The 21,887-nt window shown below is 44.0% G+C and carries 23 protein-coding genes and 1 tRNA gene; 11 read left to right on the forward strand and 13 right to left on the reverse strand.

Annotated features, from left to right (window positions below; all coding sequences use genetic code 11):
• Positions 1 to 25: 25 nt before the first annotated feature.
• The 3 genes from NDI48_01355 to NDI48_01365 all read right to left on the reverse strand — a co-directional run bounded on the left by NDI48_01355 (position 26) and on the right by NDI48_01365 (position 2,571).
• Complete coding sequence (locus tag NDI48_01355; protein ID MEP0829849.1) at positions 26 to 1,864, reverse strand: DUF262 domain-containing protein; 1,839 nt, start codon at positions 1,862 to 1,864, stop codon at positions 26 to 28.
• Positions 1,865 to 1,982: 118 nt separating this feature from the next.
• Positions 1,983 to 2,267 carry a helix-turn-helix domain-containing protein gene (locus tag NDI48_01360; GenBank protein MEP0829850.1) on the reverse strand — a complete coding sequence of 95 codons (285 nt, stop codon included), beginning with the start codon at positions 2,265 to 2,267 and terminating at the stop codon, positions 1,983 to 1,985.
• Positions 2,268 to 2,280: 13 nt separating this feature from the next.
• Complete coding sequence (locus NDI48_01365) at positions 2,281 to 2,571, reverse strand: hypothetical protein (protein MEP0829851.1); 291 nt, start codon at positions 2,569 to 2,571, stop codon at positions 2,281 to 2,283.
• A 104-nt stretch (positions 2,572 to 2,675) separates the two neighbouring features.
• On the opposite strand from NDI48_01365, the gene NDI48_01370 reads away from it, so the two are divergent.
• The 4 genes from NDI48_01370 (at position 2,676) to NDI48_01385 (ending at position 4,620) form a co-directional block, all read left to right on the forward strand.
• A complete protein-coding gene (locus NDI48_01370) occupies positions 2,676 to 2,939 on the forward strand; it encodes a helix-turn-helix domain-containing protein (GenBank protein MEP0829852.1) in 264 nt (87 codons plus the stop codon).
• Between the two features lie 411 nt (positions 2,940 to 3,350).
• Positions 3,351 to 3,836, forward strand: a complete 486-nt coding sequence (locus tag NDI48_01375; protein MEP0829853.1) for a Panacea domain-containing protein — start codon at positions 3,351 to 3,353, stop codon at positions 3,834 to 3,836.
• 6 nt (positions 3,837 to 3,842) lie between these two features.
• Positions 3,843 to 4,451, forward strand: a complete 609-nt coding sequence (locus NDI48_01380) for a type II toxin-antitoxin system PemK/MazF family toxin (GenBank protein ID MEP0829854.1) — start codon at positions 3,843 to 3,845, stop codon at positions 4,449 to 4,451.
• Positions 4,438 to 4,620 (forward strand): hypothetical protein, encoded by a 183-nt coding sequence (locus tag NDI48_01385; GenBank protein ID MEP0829855.1) that lies wholly within the window; start codon positions 4,438 to 4,440, stop codon positions 4,618 to 4,620. The genes NDI48_01380 and NDI48_01385 overlap by 14 nt, the downstream gene beginning before the upstream one ends.
• 113 nt (positions 4,621 to 4,733) lie before the next feature.
• On the opposite strand, the gene NDI48_01390 is transcribed toward NDI48_01385, so the two are convergent.
• Positions 4,734 to 5,903, reverse strand: a complete 1,170-nt coding sequence (locus NDI48_01390; protein MEP0829856.1) for a Fic family protein — start codon at positions 5,901 to 5,903, stop codon at positions 4,734 to 4,736.
• A gap of 501 nt (positions 5,904 to 6,404) precedes the next feature.
• Between NDI48_01390 and NDI48_01395 the strand changes: the two genes are divergently transcribed.
• Both NDI48_01395 and NDI48_01400 read left to right on the forward strand, forming a co-directional pair.
• Positions 6,405 to 6,764 (forward strand): hypothetical protein, encoded by a 360-nt coding sequence (locus NDI48_01395; GenBank protein ID MEP0829857.1) that lies wholly within the window; start codon positions 6,405 to 6,407, stop codon positions 6,762 to 6,764.
• Between the two features lies 1 nt (position 6,765).
• Complete coding sequence (locus tag NDI48_01400; GenBank protein ID MEP0829858.1) at positions 6,766 to 7,215, forward strand: hypothetical protein; 450 nt, start codon at positions 6,766 to 6,768, stop codon at positions 7,213 to 7,215.
• Positions 7,216 to 7,379: 164 nt separating this feature from the next.
• Here the strand turns inward: NDI48_01400 and NDI48_01405 are convergent, their stop codons facing one another.
• From NDI48_01405 to cas6, 8 genes are all read right to left on the reverse strand, one after another.
• Complete coding sequence (locus tag NDI48_01405; GenBank protein MEP0829859.1) at positions 7,380 to 8,552, reverse strand: restriction endonuclease subunit S; 1,173 nt, start codon at positions 8,550 to 8,552, stop codon at positions 7,380 to 7,382.
• Positions 8,545 to 10,365, reverse strand: coding sequence for a type I restriction-modification system subunit M (locus NDI48_01410; GenBank protein MEP0829860.1), 1,821 nt, complete (start codon positions 10,363 to 10,365; stop codon positions 8,545 to 8,547). Before NDI48_01410 ends, NDI48_01405 begins: the two co-directional genes overlap by 8 nt.
• Before the next feature lie 8 nt (positions 10,366 to 10,373).
• The gene (locus tag NDI48_01415; protein MEP0829861.1) at positions 10,374 to 12,764 is read right to left on the reverse strand and encodes a DEAD/DEAH box helicase family protein; all 2,391 of its coding nucleotides are present in this window, start codon (positions 12,762 to 12,764) and stop codon (positions 10,374 to 10,376) included.
• Positions 12,765 to 13,013: 249 nt separating this feature from the next.
• Positions 13,014 to 13,418, reverse strand: coding sequence for a hypothetical protein (locus tag NDI48_01420; GenBank protein MEP0829862.1), 405 nt, complete (start codon positions 13,416 to 13,418; stop codon positions 13,014 to 13,016).
• Between the two features lie 507 nt (positions 13,419 to 13,925).
• A complete protein-coding gene (gene cas5, locus NDI48_01425; protein ID MEP0829863.1) occupies positions 13,926 to 14,573 on the reverse strand; it encodes a type I-MYXAN CRISPR-associated protein Cas5/Cmx5/DevS in 648 nt (215 codons plus the stop codon).
• Positions 14,570 to 15,379, reverse strand: a complete 810-nt coding sequence (locus tag NDI48_01430; GenBank protein ID MEP0829864.1) for a type I-B CRISPR-associated protein Cas7/Cst2/DevR — start codon at positions 15,377 to 15,379, stop codon at positions 14,570 to 14,572. The genes cas5 and NDI48_01430 overlap by 4 nt, the downstream gene beginning before the upstream one ends.
• A 136-nt stretch (positions 15,380 to 15,515) precedes the next feature.
• Entirely contained in the window at positions 15,516 to 17,069 is a 1,554-nt protein-coding gene (gene cas8a1, locus NDI48_01435) for a type I-MYXAN CRISPR-associated Cas8a1/Cmx1 (protein ID MEP0829865.1), read from the reverse strand.
• Positions 17,066 to 17,716 carry a type I-MYXAN CRISPR-associated protein Cas6/Cmx6 gene (gene cas6, locus NDI48_01440; protein MEP0829866.1) on the reverse strand — a complete coding sequence of 217 codons (651 nt, stop codon included), beginning with the start codon at positions 17,714 to 17,716 and terminating at the stop codon, positions 17,066 to 17,068. The genes cas8a1 and cas6 overlap by 4 nt, the downstream gene beginning before the upstream one ends.
• A 190-nt stretch (positions 17,717 to 17,906) precedes the next feature.
• Here cas6 and NDI48_01445 point away from each other — a divergent pair, with 190 nt between their 5' ends.
• Positions 17,907 to 19,283 (forward strand): TniQ family protein, encoded by a 1,377-nt coding sequence (locus NDI48_01445; protein MEP0829867.1) that lies wholly within the window; start codon positions 17,907 to 17,909, stop codon positions 19,281 to 19,283.
• Positions 19,284 to 19,441: 158 nt separating this feature from the next.
• Here the strand turns inward: NDI48_01445 and NDI48_01450 are convergent.
• Positions 19,442 to 19,515 (reverse strand) — tRNA-Val (locus NDI48_01450).
• 161 nt (positions 19,516 to 19,676) lie between these two features.
• Here NDI48_01450 and NDI48_01455 point away from each other — a divergent pair.
• From NDI48_01455 to NDI48_01470, 4 genes are all read left to right on the forward strand, one after another.
• Positions 19,677 to 20,180, forward strand: coding sequence for a DNA recombination-mediator protein A (locus tag NDI48_01455; protein ID MEP0829868.1), 504 nt, complete (start codon positions 19,677 to 19,679; stop codon positions 20,178 to 20,180).
• Positions 20,181 to 20,183: 3 nt separating this feature from the next.
• Complete coding sequence (locus tag NDI48_01460; protein ID MEP0829869.1) at positions 20,184 to 20,609, forward strand: MAPEG family protein; 426 nt, start codon at positions 20,184 to 20,186, stop codon at positions 20,607 to 20,609.
• A gap of 94 nt (positions 20,610 to 20,703) precedes the next feature.
• Positions 20,704 to 21,195: a YajQ family cyclic di-GMP-binding protein gene (locus NDI48_01465; protein MEP0829870.1), complete on the forward strand. Its 492-nt coding sequence runs from the start codon at positions 20,704 to 20,706 to the stop codon at positions 21,193 to 21,195.
• Between the two features lie 155 nt (positions 21,196 to 21,350).
• Positions 21,351 to 21,833 (forward strand): DUF202 domain-containing protein, encoded by a 483-nt coding sequence (locus NDI48_01470; protein ID MEP0829871.1) that lies wholly within the window; start codon positions 21,351 to 21,353, stop codon positions 21,831 to 21,833.
• The last annotated feature ends 54 nt before the right edge of the window (positions 21,834 to 21,887 follow it).

Here is a 21,887-nt window from a genome sequence, read left to right on the forward strand (position 1 = left end):
ATTTTTGACAAGATTCGGCGATCGCTCAATAATTCGTCACTATCCCCCCATGTAGGCTACTGCCGTTACCGTTTTTATACTCCGCCACGGATGGCTCAAACGGTTCAAGGATTAAATTCTTGCCCATTGCCTTGCCAACTAACTCCATTAAGGCTTTTGTCCGTGCCGCGAAAAATCCCTCAAAGTCGTCTTGGCGCAGAAACTCTGGCTCAATAGTGTGCGATCGCAACATCTCATCCAGTTTCTCTGGCGAGGTTCCCGACATCTCAAACTCCTTGAGATAAACCGAAGGCGCTTTGGAGCCGATTTTTTTATTCGTTTTCGCGCTTAAGGGGGTGCGATTGACCAAGCAGTTGTATTTTTTCGGGTCAATGTCATGCTTTCGACACCACGAAACTGGGAAGATGTGGTGCGATTCTACCCTTTGTTCAAAATAAAGTACGTCATTAATTTCTTCCCCCGTACTCCAATCCACTGCCCCAGATAGGCGCAATAGCGCTGACAAGCCTTGGTAGACCGCACCATAGCGTTTTCTGGCATTTAGGAGCCGCTCTACCGAGAATCTGGCAGAAGTCACCGTCGTTGGCATGGCACCGCTGAATAACCAAAGGGGTATCTCCACTAAGTCACAGGCGGCTCGCACCTCCCCGCGTAGATACAGCTCTCCAAACATCCCACACGATAACCAACGCGCTAATTGAGAACGAACTCGTTCGCTATCCGATCGCTTTCCCAGTACAGTTAAAATTGCCGCCATTGCCACTAATTGGATGGGGTATGCCAAATGGTTAGCGTCAAAGATTTTCTGGGCGTGCAGGAATCGGGCGGCTTCCTCAAACCCTCTGGTGATGGGGTCTGCCCAAGTCTGGTATTCTTCGGTTGAGAGTTTCAAAACTTCTGAGCGCCGACAGCTAACACCGGGTAATTTCTCGGAAACTATGCCTGCACGAAAGGCATCTTGGCGACGGGCATAAGAAGCTGCTAAGGTGACGGCTTGAAGAAAATCTGTATTCCTTAAAGAACGCAAGGCTTTAAAAGACATCAGGTGAACCTCTCGGCGCTTCCAATCGTCACGCAGACTGAAGTTGTCAGCACAGTAACTAGCCGTCATCAGGTCGAAAAAATTGAGGTCGCACCCGGAGGTGTTGGTATCTTCAAAGACCTGGCAAACGGCGTCTTTTGGCAAGGAGTCTCGCAATTGGATGACCGGCATCTGATAATGCTCGAATTTTTTGAGGATTTCCAGCTCTAAGGTATCCAGGAGTTTGAGTTTTTCGCTATCGTATCCCCAAAATTTAGAGTATTTGCTTCTCCATTCCGAAAAAAAGAAGACCTTTGATAGGGGGAACAGTCCGATTAAATATTCTTGGCATGGTGTAGAAAAATCAATTACCCCATGAGCTGTTCGCAGCTTTTTTGATTCAGGTAAGGCGAGAATTGCTTCTTTTCGGTCGGTATTGGGGTCGAGGGATTTTTCAATGTCCAGGTAGTACCACTTGCGGCTGAGTTTGTTGCTGTTGGAGTCTTTAACCAGGACGGGTTGCTCGGATAGCAGCACCATGAACAGGGTGGTTAAACGCTGTTGCCCGTCGAGAATTAATAAGTTGGGTGCAGGGGATTGCTGTAGCGTCGCGCCATTGAGCAGGCGAGGCTTGAACCGCACTTGAGGATTACCTTGTTGGAGTAGCATGACCGCACCAACGGGGTAAGCCAGGGATAGGCTCGTCAGCAGCCTTTTGACGCGAGCATCATCCCAAACCCAATCCCGCTGGAAATCCGGCAGTTGGATGCGTCCGATTTTGATGTCTTTGAGGATATCCAGCAGAGGATATTTGGTGATGTCGAAGGTGCTAATCGAGTTCATTCAAACAGGGAGCGATCGCTACTACTTTTGGCAAACTACTCCCCATCTTTCGTGCAGGTCAAGAGTTCAAGAAAAAGTCTTGTCAATTTGACAAAATTGTTGGCAAAACACGGATGAATTAACCTTGTTGTCTGTTTGAGTGCCACTGTTCTAAGAGCGGGTGAACTTGAGAAGCGTTTTCCAACAAAAAATCCGCTACTGCCATTATTCTCTGGTAAGGAAGCCCTGCTTCTCGGCGGCTGGTTCTTCCCCCTAACCAATGGTTCGTGGTTGATTGCGAGACGCAGCAGATTTGAGCTAATTCTAATGACCCGAATCCCCAGCGATGGCTAAACACTTGGGGAGACATGAACATCTGATTGTGGAGTTGGAGGACTTGTTGACGTGCCTCTGGTTCAGACATGATGATTGCTGTCTCAAGCTATTGGGGGTGGATTTAGCGCTTCGATATCTTCTTCAAAGGCAAAGTCATAATGCGTGATGGAGTGAGAAGGACTTCGTTGATCGAGGAGAATCAAGTAGTGAAGACCTGTGACTGAGCAGCTAGCGGAGTGAGTGTAGACAACACCAAGGATGCAACCAAAGTCAGGATTGGGGACTTGACGCCAGCGCACCTGTTCGCCGAGTTGAAACTGTTGTCGGGGAACGTGTTCAGGAACGACCTCTGGCAGAGCAAATGGCGGCAGGTGGGAGGGGATATCAGGCATAGCTAAGTTCCCGAAAGCAATTTGCTTTATTTTATTACTTATAGTCTATAAAGCTTAACTTATTGTCTATGGACTCATGACTCGCACTTTCTGACAATCGTGCGGTGAGTCAAAAACAACAATCAGAAATTAACAAGCGTTTTGGGAAAGCCATCAGGCGGCGTCGGCGAGAATTAGACCTATCTCAAGAGGAACTTGCCGAGCGGGCTGAGCTTCACCAAACCTATATTTCAGACATTGAGAGAGGAGGACGTAATCCTTCTCTAGAGAATGTTGAGAAGCTAGCTAAAGCACTGGATATATCTATTACTCGTCTATTTATTGAGTATGGTGTTGAGGTGGAGAGTGAGCCGGAGAAAGGTGATTGACTGTTGAACGATGGGTTACACCACACGCGCTCGTACCACCGTTGAGCTAAACCATCATCATCGTTGGTGAAGTAGGAAGAATCCTTTATTCATTCGCTTGTTCCGGTAGAGATAAGCGTAAACAGATTCCCCAGACCCACCAGAACGCTTTTTCCAATAGATGGACATTTGTAGTATCCAAATCTGCATACTACAAATCCTAATCAGCTATATGGCTTCATTGATAGTACAATTGTTCTATTCAAGCCTCAAGAGCCAAATCCTTTACATTTTTCAAACGAAATTGTTAAGATTATAAGTTTTACTTGAATATATACAATCAAGTGAAGTAATGAAGAGGCTCTTGCAAAGATGCTTGCTTGTACCTATGCTGAACCCCAAGTTGCCTAGTACTCAGAAGGCGAAAGAGCCATGTTAGACCAACTTATAAAGTATTTCGTGTACGCGACAAGAGGACATATCACTAAAACCCAACTCGTCAAATTCTTGTATTTAGCCGATCTTTACTCTGTCAAATGGACAGGAAAGCAGCTTACTAAACTAGACTGGTATTACTATCTGCATGGACCTTGGCATGAAGATATAGATGCGGCTCTAGCTAAAATGAACGGTAAGGAAATTCTCCAAGACTCAGAGGGGGACGCTGTGCTGATTAGACTTGGTCCAGAAGCAGCTAATGCCGAGGAACTTGAATTACCTGCAAGTCTCAAGTTAATACTTGAGAACATTAGGAGAGAGTGGGCAGGTGCAGGTCAGGATAGAATTAAGCAATTACTTGACTATGTTTATAGCACTGCTCCGATGCTGGAGGTTAAGGAGGCACATAAGCCAGAAGAGAAAGTGCCCCTTAACCTAGAAAAGGAGAGAGAGAGATTAATTCAGGAATTAGACCAATAAAGCAAAGTGTCTGGACAGAAACCCCCCCGACAAGGTTGGATCTACTATATAAATCCTCACAGGGTAGTTCTTAGATGTAAGTTGAGTCATACTTACATCTACGACTTACCCGAACCAGGTGAAGTTGAATGTCAACATCACTCTTGCCAACTGAAGATTAACTCTAGCCGAGTTTTCCGGGGAGGTCATCCCCACATCGTTTGGACAAGTAAGCAATTTCAAGATGGCTCTAACTATATAGATACATTTACACTTATTCCATTGACTTCAAGTGAACGAAATAAAGGTCTACCAACAACATGGCCTATTAAAGCCACCAGTAAAAATGGTCTTGATGAAGATTCTTTTGCCCTAGTTCACCAGATATGCACAGTTGATGCTAACTCTTTCAAAGACTCAAATGGAGATTGGTTAATCCGGATTGGTCAACTAGAAAAACCAGATAGGGGAGCTATAGAAGAGCGTTTAAAGTTTTTTTTGGGAATACATGAAACTCCTAATGAAGACTGGTTTGTTCAAAATGCAACTCCAGAACTTTTGAAGAAAGTGTACTTTAATCTATCAGAGGATGACCAAAACAGAGTATTAGAGGAATTAATAGATGATATGCATTAAAGACGTTGGCTTTAATGCGATCGCACACCTCCCTCTCCCCAAAACACGATCGCATCCTCTCATCCTGCCAAAATACGATCGCACTTCTCCCTTTCCCCAAAAAGCGTCGCATCCCCTCATCCTCCTTCCTCAACCCAATCGCATCCCTTCATCCTGCCAAACGCAGTGACTTCAAATAACCCAGCAATTAGGGCGGCAGGTCAGACTACTAGAATCTCACTTAAGTACAATTCTATCCTACTGAATTATACTTTTTGACCTAAAAGTATAATTTGACGCTACTTAGCCAATGATTTTTAAAACTTCCGGTGCGAGAAAAACTTTATTGTAGGAGGCTTCTCCTGCTTGTACTAAAATACCCGCGTTAACGAGTTTCTCGACGTTTTGTTGTGCAGATCGATAGCTGACATCCAGGATAGCCTGAGCGTTGGGAATGGTGAGTACGGGTGACTCAAACAAACTATCTGCCAGACGTGGCACTAGAGCCGAAGCACGGGCTTGTGTTAACAGTTGCCGCCACTCTAGTTGTAAATCTTGTAACCGTTTCGCTCGAACAACAGCATCTCTGGACTGTTCTGTTACACCGCGTAAAAAGAATAATAGCCAGTCACGCCACGCTCCACGTTGACTCACACCAAGCAATAGCTCATAGTAGTCTTGCCGATGGCGCTCAAAAAACGCACTTAGATAGAGCAAGGGTAGTGGCAGCAAGTTCCAACTCAATAGCAGAAGCGAGATGAGTAGTCGCCCGATACGTCCGTTACCGTCCAGAAAGGGATGGATAGTTTCAAATTGGTAGTGAATCAGACCAATGCGGATAAGCGGTGGGTAGGCACAATCGCTGTTGAGGTATGATTCTAACTCATCAAGACATCCCAACATTTCTGGCACTGGAGGAGGAATAAAGCGGGCATCATTCATGCTTCTCCCGTGTGAACCAATCCAGTTTTGAAGGCGACGGAACTCTCCGGGAGTAGCTGTCTCACCACGCACGCCGTCTACTAACCGTTCATGGAGTTCACACATCAGACGTTTGCATACAGGCAGAGTATTGAGTCGCTCTAAGCCGTATTCCAGTGTACGCACGTAATTGAGTACTTCTTTCACATCAGATTCTGGTGGGGGAGGAACAATACCAGGAAGCGTTAGCTGTCCAGTCTCATAGGCATAGAGATTGGCAATATCTGCCTGTGTACCTTCGATGCGCGAGGAGAGAACTGCCTCACGACGAATGAATGGACGGATGAGAAGATTAGGATTAGGCATGGTGCGCCCTAATCCTGCAAGTTCTCCCAGAGCGCGATCAGCCTCAGATAGCGTACACACAATTTCTGTATCAAGTTGCAGCGCTGGTGCTAGGGGTTTGGGTACAAACGCAAAGCAGGGATTTTCATTCTGTCCAATTGGTACCAACTCCCCTGTAGGGCTATTTTGAAAGTGTTCTGGGTTCATCCTGATTTTTGTATCAGAGCGTAGATAGCACAGCGATAATCGATCGCTTCTCTTTCCATCTTGCCAAGCATGATTGCATGTCTTTATCCTGCCAAATGCGCTCACATCCAGCAACTACAGCAGGTTAATGCTTGGGAAGCTTTGCTGGAGAAGTTGAAAGGGATTGACAGTAAATGAGCAATTTACCTAGCGGCGATAGCTCCGCTTCACGCATCCCTTCATCTAGCAAGTGCTTGTACTTTCAAACCTTATTATTTGTTAGATTACTTAAAACTTTTAAAAATAAGCTTTTTATTTATTTTTATAATAAAAATTGAACATTTTATTATAAAATGTTACAATAAAATGTTATTGATATAGAGATAAGGGGTTATGCAGAGAGTAATATATCTTATTTTAGTACATTAGTATCTATATCCTATTATTTTTGTTGTGTAAACAATCAAAAAAATAAGTTAGGGAGGGTAATCTACTATATATTCTTAACGGAGGAATCTTCCAGTGTTTGTAAAAGACAAAAGAATGGCAAGAATAGCAAAATCGGCTTTTAAAAAAGGTGTAGCCTCAAGTAATTCTAGTTTCACGGAATTGAATCTAGAAAAACTTAAGGGTTCTTTGTCTTACTTTTCATATTTATATTCAAATGGGGAAATAAGCGATAAGACATATAAGGCTCTAGTTCGTCATGCCTGCTCTATTTTTATTGAAAATGAAGTAGAAGAAAGACTTCAAGAAGCTCTAGAGCGTAAGCTATCGCAGTTTTTGCGCTCTAAATTGTTTTCTTTTGTTGAAGAAGAATTTTCTAACATTGAAAGAGTTGATTATGGCTCAGAGGTATTGAGGCTTTTGAGGAGCAAATAGTATGTCTGAAAAGAAGCCTGAATCTAATGAAAGTTCAGATAGTAATAGGGAAGAAGAAAGGGAAGGAGGAGATTTAGAGAATATTACTGCTGAACTAGAGAACCTTCCTCCAGAAGTAAAGAGAGTTATGGAAGCAACTCTCTCAATGCAGCGCATTTCTATGCCTTTGACATCCTCCTTTCAAGAAAAAATTACTGGAGAGCATATTTCAACAATACTTGAGAGTGTAGAAAAAGATAGTGAAAGAGTATTTAAAGACACTCAAGAAGCTCGAAAATATTCTGTAATATATATTGTTATTATTTTGTTATTTTTTAGCTTTTTGACGGTTTTCTTAGTGAATAAAGATGTAGCTATTTATCAAGATATACTCAAAGTGCTTATCATATTTGGCGGTGGTTTTGGTAGTGGAATTGGTTTCAAGGGATATATGGACAGGAAAAATAGATAACTTTGTGTCCTAGTGGTACTTTAAATCCGCGATCGCACTTCTGCCTCTCCCCAAAACCCGATCGCACCCCCTCATCCTCCCCAAAAACGCGATCGCACACCTCCCTCTCCCCAAAAAGCGATCGCATCCCCTCATCCTCCCGAAAATCGCATCCCTCTTTCCCCTCACAGTTCTCCCTTCAAGGCTTTGTCAAGGATAGAAGGTAGCAGGGCATCTACTTTTTCAATTGCGTCTGCTCTCAAAGTGTGCATCTCATTCACTTTGGCTTGGAGATTGTCAAGAAAAGCAGCAATCCTGTGCTGTTCTGGGATAGGTGGTACAAATGTCACATGTTTTTTTAGCAGTTCTTTCCTTACCCCAGTTTGTCCTGACGTTCGTTGTGAATCATCTACGACTTTTTTGTGTAAAATTGGTTCTTGCAGAAGATAAAAAAGAAAGTTTTTGGACAACTTACGTTCGTCTGGAACTGCTTTCATTAAAGCAACATTATATGCACCTTCAATACCTCGAAGAATTTGAAACACTGGAGGACCATATCTACCAATCATTACATCTTCTGCATTACAAAATCTTCTCACTGAATTTTTATGGACATAAGTTATATAATCATCCGATTTATAATCTCTAATTTGAATTAATCTTACATAATCGGGAATTTCTTCATAAGAGAAATTCATTTTGGGGGGTTGTGAACCACCCTGAAAATCACATATTTCGCCTAATCTGATTTGAAATTTTCCTTGACTTGCTGCTGCTTTAAATATGTGTCCAATATTTTGTACAAGGAGTGTGGCTGCTTCTTCCTCCGCTCGCTTGCGTAGTCTTCGCGCCTCCTCAATCTTTCCCGCCACTTCCTCAACCTGCGCTACAATCCTTAGCTGCTCCTCTAAAGGAGGTAGTGGGATTTCCTGCTTGGCAAACTGGGCTATGTTTAGAGTGCGATTACGTCCCGCAGAACCAGGTGATACTCTCCTGAGAACCTCTAACCCTGACTGAGAACGGAAGAACAGCCGTAGGTACTCAACACTGCATTGATTTCCAATAGGAGTGTAGGTTACAAAGCGGTGTGAACCTATCATTCCTGCTTCTGCTTCACTGGCAACTGCAACAGCTCCTTCCCAGGCAAACACATTGTTAAACACAATATCGCCTGGTTGAATCTGCAAGACGCGCTTATTTCCTAATGAAGCTCCTACAACCGGAGTTTTGTGAAATATTCCCTTACCAAACGAACGAATACCAATTTCGGCATACGTTTCAGTTGGGTCTAACTTCAACCAACGTCGTTGAAGCTGAAGTATTTTGTCTAATCGCACCAGTGACCAATGTTTACTCATTCCCCTTGCCTGCTAAAACTTGCTGAATCTCTGCCATGATTTCAGCCACCCGCCTATCCTTCTCCAAAATATCGGCTAATAACTGCTCAGGCGGTAAATGCTCAAAATCCTCCTGGCGATTCGGGTTTTTGCGGTCAAGATTGTAAATCGCCCAGTAAATTGCATCCCCCTTCGCTTGCTCATCCTTAGCAATTTCGCGCTGACGTTGCTCCTCGGAACGAGCCTGTGTTATCTCATCCTTCAGCCCCTCAATCTGACTTTTAATTCGCTTAATTTCTTCTTTCGGTGAAAAGTCCAGAATCAAATTCTGCAAACTCTGAATTTTCTCCTCTAACTCCTTAGCACTCTTAGCACATTGATTCGCCATTTCCTCGGCTTCCTTCGCCGCATCCCTATGGGGAGTTGCTTCAGCTATTGCCTTGTCATACGCCTCTCTAAAGTTATACTTCCAGGCTTGTTCATTCTCCTCTCGGTTTTTCCACCAAGCTAAACAATCAGCAAACTCTTCATACTGCAACGGTTTAGTCTTCGTGTAAGTCTTCCGTCCTTCTGGCAGAGGTAACTCGTAGTACCAAATCTCCTCAGTTCTGCCAGAACGGTCAAAAAATAACAGATTGGTCGGAATACTGGTATAAGGAGCAAACACCCCATTCGGCAAGCGCACAATCGTATGCAGGTTAAACTCTTTGAGTAATTCTTCCTTAATTCGACCGCAGATACCATCACCGAATAAAACCCCATTGGGGAAAACTATACCTGCTCTCCCTGGTTTCGGTTTTTGTTTCAGCAACCGCATAATCAACTGGAGAAATAGCAGCGCTGTCTCGTTTGTGCGTTTATCCGGTGGAAAATTCTTTTGAATCTTGCCTTCCTCTTCCCCACCAAAGGGAGGATTCGTGAGGATAATATCGACCTGGTTTTTTATCCCCAACTCCGTGAGCGAATGGCGCAGACTGTTCTTATCATCAATATCGGGGTATTCAAACCCATGCAAGAGCAAATTCATCTGCGCCAGCATATAGGGTAGAGACTTCGCCTCACCCCCGGCAATCGTCGCTTGAACAATCTCCAAATCTTGGGGAAGCTTACATTGCTGTTTCAGATACTCGTAAGCTTCCACCAAAAAGCCACCCGTACCGCAAGCGGGGTCAAAAATACTTTCCCCGATTTGAGGTTCCATCACCTCAACCATAAACCGGACAACGGAACGGGGTGTATAAAACTCGCCTGAATCTCCTGCTGCGTCCCGCATCTCCTTGAGCATGGACTCGTAGAAGGTGCTGAGGATATTCACCTCTTCTGAATCATTGAAGTGAATATCGTTAACCAGATTGATTACCTCCCGCAGCAGCGCACCGCTATCCATGCGGTTATTAACGCCTTTGAAAACTTTAGCAATTACATCCTCGCGACCCTTACCCGTAATGCTCTGAAGACTCCGCAAATAAGCAAAAAGCCCTTTGCAGCGAGTGCCATCCGGCAACGTTACCTCATCATTATTGATGAAGCTCTTCAACTGGTCGCCGCTCATTCCCTCATCATTTGCCGCCCAATCTCGCCAGCGATAGGGATATTCAATCGCAGGTTTAAAGGGTTCCGTCCGTTCTAAATCTAAACTTGCCTCTTCCTCCCGCAACTGCTCGGAATCATCCAACAGTTTTAAAAACAAAATCCAAGTCAACTGCGGCAAGCGGTCGAGTTCTCCATTGAGTCCCTTATCCTTCCGCATGATGTCCCGCGCTGACTTAATCTTGCTTCCAAGCTTCTGTGCGGTCGTTACAGGTTTATCTTGCTTTTTGGTTTGTTTCGCCATCAATCCGCCTATGCCGTGTACAACAAAATTTGCAGTTGCTTCACTGCTTCCCTCAGTTGGTCAGTGCCTCCAAAGTGCTGGGCAATCTTAGACACATTGCCATATTTTCCAAACTCTTTGTTAACTTTGAAAGCCCCTGGAATTTTCAACTGCCCGATGCCATCCTCTGCATACTTGTCCAATAGCGTTTCCAAAATCTCTCTGGCTTCAGCCCCATACTGCTCAAAAAAGTCCGGTTTCTGACGGCGCAACTGTTCCGCCCGTTGTCGGCAAGTCAGCACAGGCGCACCAAAGGCGATATGACACAACAAGTCAAAGGGGTCTGCATCCGGTTGGTTAGTCGCTGCTTTCAACTCATCAAAATCAATATTCCGCTCCGCTAACCTATCAATAATTTCATTCCGTTGCGTCGGGTCAGCCCACCTTTGCTGTATTTCTAGGGTAGAACGGTAAAGCGTGCGAACCTGCTCTTTAGTATGGTCAATCAACCGAGAAGGGACGAGGCGATTCGTATTGGCATCGAGTTCATAGACGACTTCCCCAACAATCTCATCATGTCCCGTATCCACAAAAAGTTTCCTAGGTAGCTCATCCTCATCTTCTGGGATACCCCTAAAACCGGAAGGTTCCTCTCCCTCCTCATCTTCTTCGTCAAGCGGTTCTGCCTCGCTACCGTTCTCAGGTACGTCAAAAATCTGCGCTTGGTCGTCTATTTCCTCATTCTCAATTTCGTCCGGTTCATCATCAAATTCTGGGTCATCAAACAGAACCGTGCTTTTCGTATAGTCAAGGATAGTAAAGGATGTCTTGCCGTACTCCTCACAAACACGGGTGCCGCGTCCGATAATCTGCTTGAAATCCGTCATTGACCGAATCACACGAGCTAGAACAATATTCTTGCAAGTCGGTACGTCTACTCCCGTTGTCAGCAGCTTCGAGGTAACAGCAATGACGTGCGTCTGCTTCTGCTTGTCCATAAACTCAAACAGATGTGCCTTACCAACCTTGCCTGCATCAGATGTGATGCGACACACGTAGTTAGGATTATCCTTAGTGATGTCATTGTTGAGGTTGTTCAACGCCTTCCGCATTTCCTTAACGTGGTCTTCATCGACACAGAAGACTATTGTCTTAGCAAAGCGGTCAGTTTTCTTGAGAAAATCGGTAATGTGACGAGCGATCGCCCAAGTCCGCACTTTTCGGACAAGTCTCCGCTCAAAATCCCCTGTGAGAAAATACTCATTCGGAATCTCGCGCCCATAGCGTTCCACATCCTCCGCACTCGGACGCCAACCATCCCTATCCGATTTCGTGCTAATCCGATGCACCCGATAGGGCGCTAAGAAACCATCCTCAATTCCCTGCTTTAGCGAGTAGATGTAAAGCGGGTTGCCAAAGTATTTATAGGTATCAACATTATCATCCCGCAACGGTGTCGCCGTTAGCCCTAGCTGGTAAGCAGGCTGGAAATACTCCAGAATTTCCCGCCAGTTGCTCTCCTCGCGTGAGCTTCCTCGGTGACATTCATCCACGATAATCAGGTCAAAAAAACCCGGACTGTATTCTTTGTAGAGTCCGGGGCGGTTTTTGTCTTTTGCGATCGCCTGATAAATCGCAAAGTAAATCTCGCGACTCTTGTTAGCTGTCCCTTGAATCTTATGGATTTTATCCTCACTAAAGGCGTTAAAGTCCTTGAGAATCGGGTCATCCACCAACACATTCCTATCTGCCAAAAACAGAATTCTGGGAGGACGAACTTCTCCGGTTCGATTCCAACCCATATTCGACAGCTTCCAGCAGATTTGAAACGCCACGCTGGTTTTCCCAGTCCCCGTCGCCATCGTCAGCAGCAGGCGCTTGTCACCTTTAAGAATTCCCTCGACTGCCCGATTAATCGCAATCCGCTGGTAGTAGCGAGGGACTCGTTGATTGGTCAAACTAAAGGGAGTCAGCAGTTTCCCAGCTACATCATCACCCAATTCCTCAGAGTCTTTCAATCGCTGCCAAAGGTCACCGGGACTGGGAAATGAATCCATCACCTCAGACTGCAATCCCGTAGTGAAGTCGTACTCTACAATGCCCGTACCGTTAGTAGAATAGGCAAACTTGACCCCCAGAATCTGGGCATAGTCCTTAGCCTGTTCCAGTCCCTCGTCAGGTGATTTTCTTGCACGCTTTGCTTCCACTACAGCAAGCGGAAAATCGCGGGTGTAGCAAAGGAGATAATCAGCATACTTTCTTTCACCACGAGGTTTGCGCCTATTTTTAGGTCGGATGCGTCCGTCCGTGAAATAATACTGCTCTGTGTAAAAAGGCGGTGAATCTGCTCTCCTTCCCCAGCCTGCCGTTTCTAGTTTCGGCTCAACATACTCGCGGCAAGTATTCGCTTCATTGCTCATGCTTTATCATTCCAGCCAACCAGTGGCACTATGGCACTACCCCTTAGTGTTCCCACCCAGGAAGGCGCAAATCACTTCCAACTATTCTGACTTTTTTATTGACTTTTAGCCATGAATATGCACGACGATCTCAGTTAAAGTCTATGAGCAATGAGCGATCGATCCTTCACCGTCAATCCCTCCCAACTTCGACCGCATTTCCTGCCATGTCTCAATCTACTGCTGTAGTTGCTGGATGCGACGCCCTACTCATTCGTCGCTGGGATTTTCATCAATCTCTCTTGCTAGTTCTTTAACGGTGTTAGCCCAGTGCCAACTTGTATCGCCTCCCATCAGAAGCCAGCGAATCCAGTCCACAGAAGGATAGTTTTGATTGTCCCACCCTGGCTTCTCCTTATCTATTTCGGCATTTTCAAAAAAATCCAGTATCTCATCAATATCTTCGGACGTTACTCGCTTGCCATCTGCAAGGGCTTGGGGCAACCTTAATTTTTTGTCCCCGCCATATCGCTCATAGAGACGAAGACCTAACTTCGCCGCATTTTGTACTGAAAGTGGCGCAATCACGCTACCGTCTTCCTCCTGGCGGCTGGCGAGGAGGATAGACAAGGATAGGGCTGCAATTTGGATTGGAATAATACTAGATGCCAGCATTTTCAGTTGTCAGGATGGAGGACGCGAACGGCAGTCAGCCCAACCAATATCAATAAGGTTTCTGACGTTTTGCGATCGTAGCAAACGGCAGAAAACAATTGGAACACTCCCGACAAATATTTTGTCAAGACCACACTATTTTTACCATTGTCCACCCAAACTTGGCTGAGCAACGCCTATAAACATAAAGCCACGAAGCACATATAGTGGGCATAACCCACGCGTAAAAATCGGCTCTGAGCAACGCCTATAGACATAAAGCCACGAAGCACAGCCCTTCTCAAACGCCTAGTTAGCTAAGGGCTTACAGCCAATTTTACAAGCATCTCTCTGAGACGCTGCCTGAAGTTACAAATATTCTTTAAGTTAGTGATTCTCTCAATAGCTCAAATCCATATTCCACAGTACTTTCAGAGAATTGCAAGCACCGTCAATCGTTCCTCAAACTCTGAATCACTCACTCAATAAGCTTTACAGCCATTTTTCCTGATTCAATCTACTCATCATTCACAGATGCTTGCAAAAAGGAACTGAAATTGTCGTCCAAGAAGACTCTGGTGGAGACTGAGTAGATATTTCCTGCAACCTATAACGCAGCCAGCGTGTTCCCCTTGAGCCAACATGGTCAACCCAATAGGGTAAAGTAATTAATCCTTCATCATCTCGAATCAACCACCGCCTAGACTCACCCCGATAATCATCCGATACCAATTTCACCACGTTAACCAAATCATTACTCTCTCCCAGGTACAAGCAGCCAAATCGCTGAACAGAAGTAGGATGCATCAGTGCTTGTTCTACCCTTTCGGCAAGAGTCGGCTGTACTCGCTCTTCTCCAGACGCTACCCAAACCATAAACTTGATATCCGTCAGTATCTCTTGGTACTCAAGTATGGTGTTTCTAGAATCGCTGTAATCTTTTACTTTAAAACGGTGCAACTTCCGTAGTACCTTAGATTTTCTCGGTTGAGACAGCATGGCTATGGCTAGCTGTACTCCACAATGTTTGTAAGCATCTGTTTCTCCCACTAAAGAAAGCAACATTCCATAGACAGTTGACGGAGGAGGAACGGGATAAGTTTTGCCATATTCTCTCGCGTGAGATTGACGGAACGTAGCAAAAGGAACTTCAACATAGAGAGCTATCAAACTCATGATGATGGTTGAAACTCAGTTAAATCTAAATCTCTAGCAATAACTCGTTTTAAATCAGCAACGGCTTGTTCTCTACCTAGAAATATATGAGCATCTTTGAGATGTAGATTTTTAGCAATCTTACCCCCAATCCACAGCTCATTTCCATCAATATCTTCTACTTCAACTTGTTCAATCAAGTCAGAAGATATGATGGGTTCTACTTCTAATGAATGTTGTTCAAAACAATAGAAAAAATGGGGCGAGTTTTTTTGAGTCCAGCGAAACACCATACTTTCAGGAGAAAAATCATAGCAAAACACATTATTGTGTCCCCCTACTTTACGGATAGACATCAATCCATCTATAACAGCAAAAATTCGAGACTTGTCTTTGAGGTGATTGGGGTCTAGCGCAAATCCATATTGATAACGGGTATTATGATATTCGTGGAAATGAAGCGATGTTCTGTCTTTGTCTCCTCCACTCTTAGCATTAAACGTCCTAGTTCTATTGTAGGGAGTTAAAGAAATCGCACGATTCACTCCTAATGCTCCTAATCGTGAGATTGACTTACCTTTAGTTTTTTTGCTTCTTTTTCCGTTATCCTGTTTACCTTGAGTTTCTGAGTCTTCTTCAATTATTTCTTCTTTCGCAGCTTCAGTCTTCATGTAACCTAATACATCATCATCAATAAATCGAACAGGATCAAAATCTTCATCAATTAATATATTTTTGAAAGTATCCGCATTCCAAAAGCGATTTACTGCATAACATTGTTGTTGCCAATAGTAACGTAATGCCCAACGGATAGCATCCCCAGACACTGTGGAATGCTCCTTATCGTGCCACAAAAGTGTCTTGATAAAAGACACATTTCCTTTTGATTGTCCATGATTCAGTGAGGCAGAACCATAGTGAGTTAATAGGTTTCCGAATAACTGGTACATAACATTGATTAATCTAGAATTGACTTTCTGGAGTTAACTCAGACTTTTGACTAAATTCTTCTGATGGTTTTTGGCTTGGTTTATAACTGGCTAAAGCAATCAATACTAAATTCCTAGCTTTTTCCCAAGAAATTTGCCCCGTCAAAAGGGGTAATATAGATTCCCACTGGTCGTATAATGCAGAATTAAGACCTGCTCTGGAGAGAAAATCAGACAGAAAATCGTTAAAGGATTGCTGGTCATAGCATCGCCCCAGTTCTCCTCTAATTCGTTCATATTCTCGCTCAAATCGAGGAGCTTCTCCTTCCTTAGCGCGACTGTAAATTTTGCCATATATTTTTCTTAATGCTTCATGGCAAGCTCTGATAAAAGATTTATAGATTTCCATTTCCTTATCGGTTTCCATCATACTTCGTAAACCTTCTTGGTTATAAAACAGTTCTTGAGGTAAATTTCCTAATGTATTTTGATTAAAAATTACCCAAAAATCTGACCACCAAGGTACGCCCTTGATTAGGTTGTCAGAAATCATTCCTTTAATAAGATTGACTTTAACAATCAAAGTTAACCCATCGCAGAAAACTCTATTTTTTTGAAAAAATTTATCAATTAATTGATAAGTCAGGATGGTTTTTGACTCAATTTCTATATCCTGAATATCTGTTAAACTTCTTTGTTTTGAGCCTTTATTCAATTTTTTGTATAACAATGCTTGGCAAACTTCGTGATACTCATTTGGGTTCTCAATTTGGTCATAACTGTAGTATTTTAATGCAGCTTCTCCCCAACTTGTTACATGGAAATCTTTATAATCTAATCTTCGCAATTCCCAACATCGTTGAGCGGCAATTGGTAAATTGGTAACTTCAGGAATTACAAAAATATATTGGGCGGCTTGTTTTGTATCAAATCTTGAAGAGTTAGAATGCCAGATAAAATATTGACAGACAAGAGGTAAAAAAAGTAAAGCTAGGGCGTATTCTACTTTTTCTTCTAGCTTATTATATTTCTCCAATATTGCATGACGAACTGTTGCTCCTGGATAAATCCAACTGACAATCTGAATGTAATCTTTTAGTAGTTGCCCTGTCGTGTCACAAAGCTGATTAGCAAAAGTCTGATGGACATACCATTCTATTTTTTTATATATCAGCCTTTCTTTAATACCATCAACACTCAAAGATTCAGAGGTTCGCTCTCCTGATTTATAAAATTGATTGTGCCGTAAAAAAGTGGCTCCTATAGCTTGATGAAGATGGATTTGATTCATCAGCTCCATTGATGAAGAATCCAAGCCAGTTAAACTAATCAGTCCTTTTTCATTAATCTGAAAGGATTGTCTGAGTAACCAATCTAAAACTTGGAAATCTGGCCCTTGCCAGTCAAGACTGATACTACTGTTAGTCAGCAACCAAGATAGATTGCCTGGACGATTTGCAGGGGTGGGAAATTGACGTTCTAGTTGTTTTAGAGTCATCCATAATCCCGCCATGCCCGCACGGTGCATGATAGTTGTATCCGAACCCTTGAGAGTGAGGTGAATTTTGGGTTGTGTGGTTGTTGTCATTCCCTTTCCCTCTGGTTGCACCGTGAAGGGACAAACACGCCACACATCATCTTCTGCTTTCCACCCATACCGTATTTTTGTAGGGTGATTGAGTCTTCTGCACTCAAGCCCGTTACTTGCACCCCAAACCCCCGCACAGGAAAGATTCCAGCCTTATTTTCGATTATAAGCTGTCGGCACTGGGGTTGACCGTTGCTTCTAGTGGAAAGATTAATAGTTCCTTGAATACCTAAGCGTTCTAGTTGACGTTTGGCGGCTTCTAAAAAGCGCTGAGGTTCTTGAAAACGTTTAATTATAACAAGACGAGAGTATAAGTCTGGAAAGGGATGTAAAGGATTATATTCAGGAATGCCTAATTGAAATTGGTTTTGACCAATACTGAAAGTTTGTCCAGCTAGATATTCATAGATAAAGGGAATTAGGTCTACAGGCAGGCGTATTTGCAACTTTGAACGTTGCGTGAGACGAAGTTCTTTTGAGGATTCGGGAATGCCTGCGATAGGATGAATACTGATGTTATCTAGTTGATGGATAGCAGGACAGATACGGGAAAGAGCTGAATAGACGATGTAGCCATTATCAAGAGGAAGGCTTTGACCTGTTAGGGAAAAAACTAAGTCTAGATAGGGATAATCCTCAGTTAACATGACTCATTTTCTTTGGTTTTTTAAGAGTGCAATAGAATGTTATAGAGATAAGATTTAAAATCCTTGAAGAAAAGATAATTCATTTTAAAGTAACTGACTAAACGAAATCGATTCATTCAAAATAACTTATAGTTTCTTTGTAAATCTAAAACTTTTCGTGAATAACAGTTTAGTGAATTTAAAAATTAAGATGATAGTTGACCCTCATCCTGAAGAATTATGGAGTATAGAAAAGCCTCAGTTACCTAAACGTAGCCGTCTTTATCATTTAGCACCTGTAGGAGTAGGAACTCCTTTCGTAGAAAGCTTAACGAGCTACATTGCTCGATTAGCAGAGTCTCATAGCGTATTCCCCAGTGTGTTGATATCCAAGGAAATCACGCCCTATCTGAAGAAAGTTTTTGCTAAAAGACTTTCCAGCAGAAGGTTACGAGCCTTGTTTGATCGCGCTAGAGCTGTGAACGGCACCGGAGATATAGCAATGGATTTTGTCCAAGCTCTGGAAACGTTAACGCTTCGGAATGATTTATGCTTTCTGACTCTGCTCAATTGCGCTTCCATCCTGCCACCACGAGGTTTGTTCCGTGCTTACAAGGCTTGGTGTCCTGCTTGCTATCAAAAGTGGCGCTTATCGAGGCAAGTTGTTTATGAGCCTCTCCTGTGGGCAATCGAGACAGTCAGGGTATGTCCCCAACACCATGAATCCCTTTGCTTATACTGTCCTCACTGTCACAAGCAGCCTCCCCTGCTAGAGTGGCACTCACGTTCTGGGTACTGTTCAATTTGTGGCAAATGGTTAGGAAGCGTTTGTGATTCTTTTGCTTGTAGTAACTTATCGCCAGAGGACTTAAAAAAGGAAATCTGGGTAGCGGGTAGCATAGGAGAATTGATTACTGCCGTACATAGCCTCTCATCTACACTGTCGAGAGAAAACGTAGCGAAAGGCATGTGTGCAGCGATAAACCTTGTTACTCAAGGGAATATCGCCGCCTTCGCTAGTCGTCTAGGAATTCCTAAAAATACCGTATGGATGTGGCATACGGGGAAAGCTTTACCCCAACTGGACGTTCTCCTGAAAATTTGTTACTGCCTAGAGATATCGTTGTTGGACTTCCTGAGACCCGAAAAGGTGGCAGCTAAACCGTTGAAGATAAGCCTACAGACATCTCCTGAGCAATCACACAACAAAAGAGTATCACCCAGGTCATTCGATTCAGACAAAGTAGAAGAGGCTCTACAAGCAACGCTTGCCAGTGATGAGAAGCCGCCACTGACAATGAAAGAGGTGGCTGAACGCTTGGAATATGACAGACGGACAATTTATCGGCACTTTCCTGACTTGTGTCGCGCCATTTCTGCTAAATCCCGTTGCTACAGGAAAACCGCCCATCAGAAAAACATAGAGCAATCCTGTGAGGAACTGCGGCAGATTGCGGTCAAGCTCCATAAAGAGAATGTGTATCCCTCTGAAGGTCGTGTATCAGAACTAATGACCAAACCAGGAGACTTACGCAACAAACAACTCCGGGTAACCTTGCAGGAATTACAATCTGAACTGAGTAGGTAAGCAGATAGTTACTCAATCAAGTTGAAAAACTACTGCTTCACACTCGACCGATTACAAGCATAAGTTGAGCAGAGCGAATTACAAGCATAAAGTGAGCATTTTGCTCAACTTATGGTTGTAGTGACAGTCAGTCATTATTTTGAGCATATTTACGTAAATGGACACAACTGGACTCGAACCAGTGACCCCTACGATGTCAACGTAGTGCTCTAACCAACTGAGCTATGCGTCCGAACACAATTTAGAATGTTAGCACAGACATCATGCAAAACACAAATAAAAAAAATTGACGGATTTTGATGGGCGATCCGAAACTAAAACCTAAATTAGTGCGTCTTAAGGGCGACGGCTTCTGCTAGAATAGCTGGGTTGTTCAGCTAAAAAACGGCATCTTTGACTCAATCAGTAGACATCGTCGGTGTCGATACATTAGCGCAAGAGCTTGCGACAATCCAGCAAACGGGTTCTAAGCGGATTGCGCTTTTAGGGTCGCGTCACGTTCCCATCACCCATCAAAACCTCATTGAGATGATGAGCTACGCCCTAGTTCTAGAGGGTAATCGTCTCATCACTTCTGGTGCTACCGGCACAAACGCCGCCGCAATTCGCGGTGCCATGCGTGCTGACCCCAGCTTACTCACTGTGATTTTGCCCCAAAGCCTAGAACGTCAGCCACGAGAATCACGCAAGCAGCTGGAGCTGGTGATGCATTTGGTGGAAAATTCAGAAAACGATAATCTGTCCCTCAGTGAAGCGAGTGCGCTGTGCAATCAGGAAATTGTCTCCCGGTGTCAGCAGCTCATTTGCTTTGCGTTTCATGACAGCCGAACCCTGCTCAAAACTTGCGAAGATGCAGAAGAGCAGCGCAAGCTTGTCACTCTGTTTTACTTTGACTAAATTATGAATCTACAGGATTCTGTAATTCTGCTTTACTGTATTGTCGCGGCGGCAGCACTAATTTATCTGCCGTTTCTGGTCGTAGCATCTGGGCGTGTCCAAGTCGGATATGACCTGAGTGCGCCGCGTGCGATGTTTGACAAGTTACCTCCCTATGCTCAGCGAGCGACCTGGGCACATCAGAACTCGTTTGAAGCCTTTATGATTTTCACGGCGGCGGCACTGATGGCTTATGTGACGGGACAAAATTCGTCCTTAGCTGTGGGAGCGGCGATCGCTTTTGTCATTGCCCGCTCGCTATACTCGGTTTTTTATATCCTTGACATCCCCTTAGCCCGATCGCTAATGTTCGCCATCGGCTCAGCTTGTAGCGGCACTCTGTTCGTCTTAAGCCTACTGAGTGCCAATAACCCCATCAAGTTACTCTAAGCTTTGGAGATCAACCAAAACTCCCGTCTTGAACTTTAAGCCGTTGGTTGTTAGTTGTTAGTAATAAACGAACGATTCTTAACTTCTTTCCTTTATGGCTTCCACATTTTCATTCGATGTTGTCAGCGACTTTGACCGACAAGAATTGGTCAACACGGTAGACCAAACGATTCGGGAAATCAGCAGCCGTTATGACCTAAAAGACACAAAAACTACGGTCGAATTAGGTGAAGAAGTCATTACTGTCAATACAGATAGCGAATTCACTCTAGAAGCCGTTCATACGATTCTCCGAACCAAAGCGGCGAAGCGCAACCTCTCGCAGAAAATCTTTGACTACGGCAAAGTCGAGTCCGCTAGCGGTAATCGCGTCCGCCAAGAAATTAAGCTCACAAAAGGAATTAGTCAGGAAATAGCCAAGAAAATCACTAAGCTGATTCGTGACGAATTCAAAAAGGTACAAGGCTCCATTCAAGGGGATGCGGTTAGAGTTTCGAGTAGCTCTAAAGATGACTTACAAGGAGTTATGCAGCGATTGAAACAGGAGGATTTTCCTGTAGCACTGCAATTTACTAACTATCGTTAGAGCGTTTGGCATGAATAGCTGTGGGATTGTTGGAGATTCATGAGCGAATTGGCTTAACACCAATCTATTCAGACTCAAAACTACAATCCCAGTCAATCTGTGCGATCGCTCTTGAGCAAAAAAGCTAATTTTCAAGCAGTGAACAAAGGGCGAGAATGCCAGAAATTGACCGCCAGAGAGAGCATCAAGCTAATGAACGGACATTTCTCGCTTGGATGCGTACCTCTATTTCCTTGATTGGGTTCGGTTTTGCGATCGCTCGCTTTGGCCTATTTCTGCATGAACTGCAAACTCGTCTCAACGAGAAAGACTTGCCAACCCACTCCTTCATCAGTTCCCAAAGCCTGGGTATTGGTCTTGTGATTATCGGCATCATCTTCATTGTCCTAGCCGTGTGGCGTTACAACCAAGTCTTCTGGCAAATTGAGCGAGGTGATTATCGACCTTCACGTCTGTTGGTTTGGGTTACGGCGGCAACCGTAATCTTTCTTGGCTTCCTCAGTATTCCCTTACTTCTCTTCCGACAGACTTCTCCGGCTAACTCTCCTTCTTCGCGTAGTAGAGTTGAGCGCTACTTTGGAAAACATTTGTCTACGTCACTAAACCTCAAGCAGCAAACTAAGTTTAGGCTGAGGTGAGCGCTGCTTTTTTATCGAGTTAGTCGAGTCCATAGACCGCACATGGATGCATGA

This window comes from Microcoleus sp. AS-A8, assembly GCA_039962225.1.
GTDB lineage: Bacteria > Cyanobacteriota > Cyanobacteriia > Cyanobacteriales > Coleofasciculaceae > Allocoleopsis.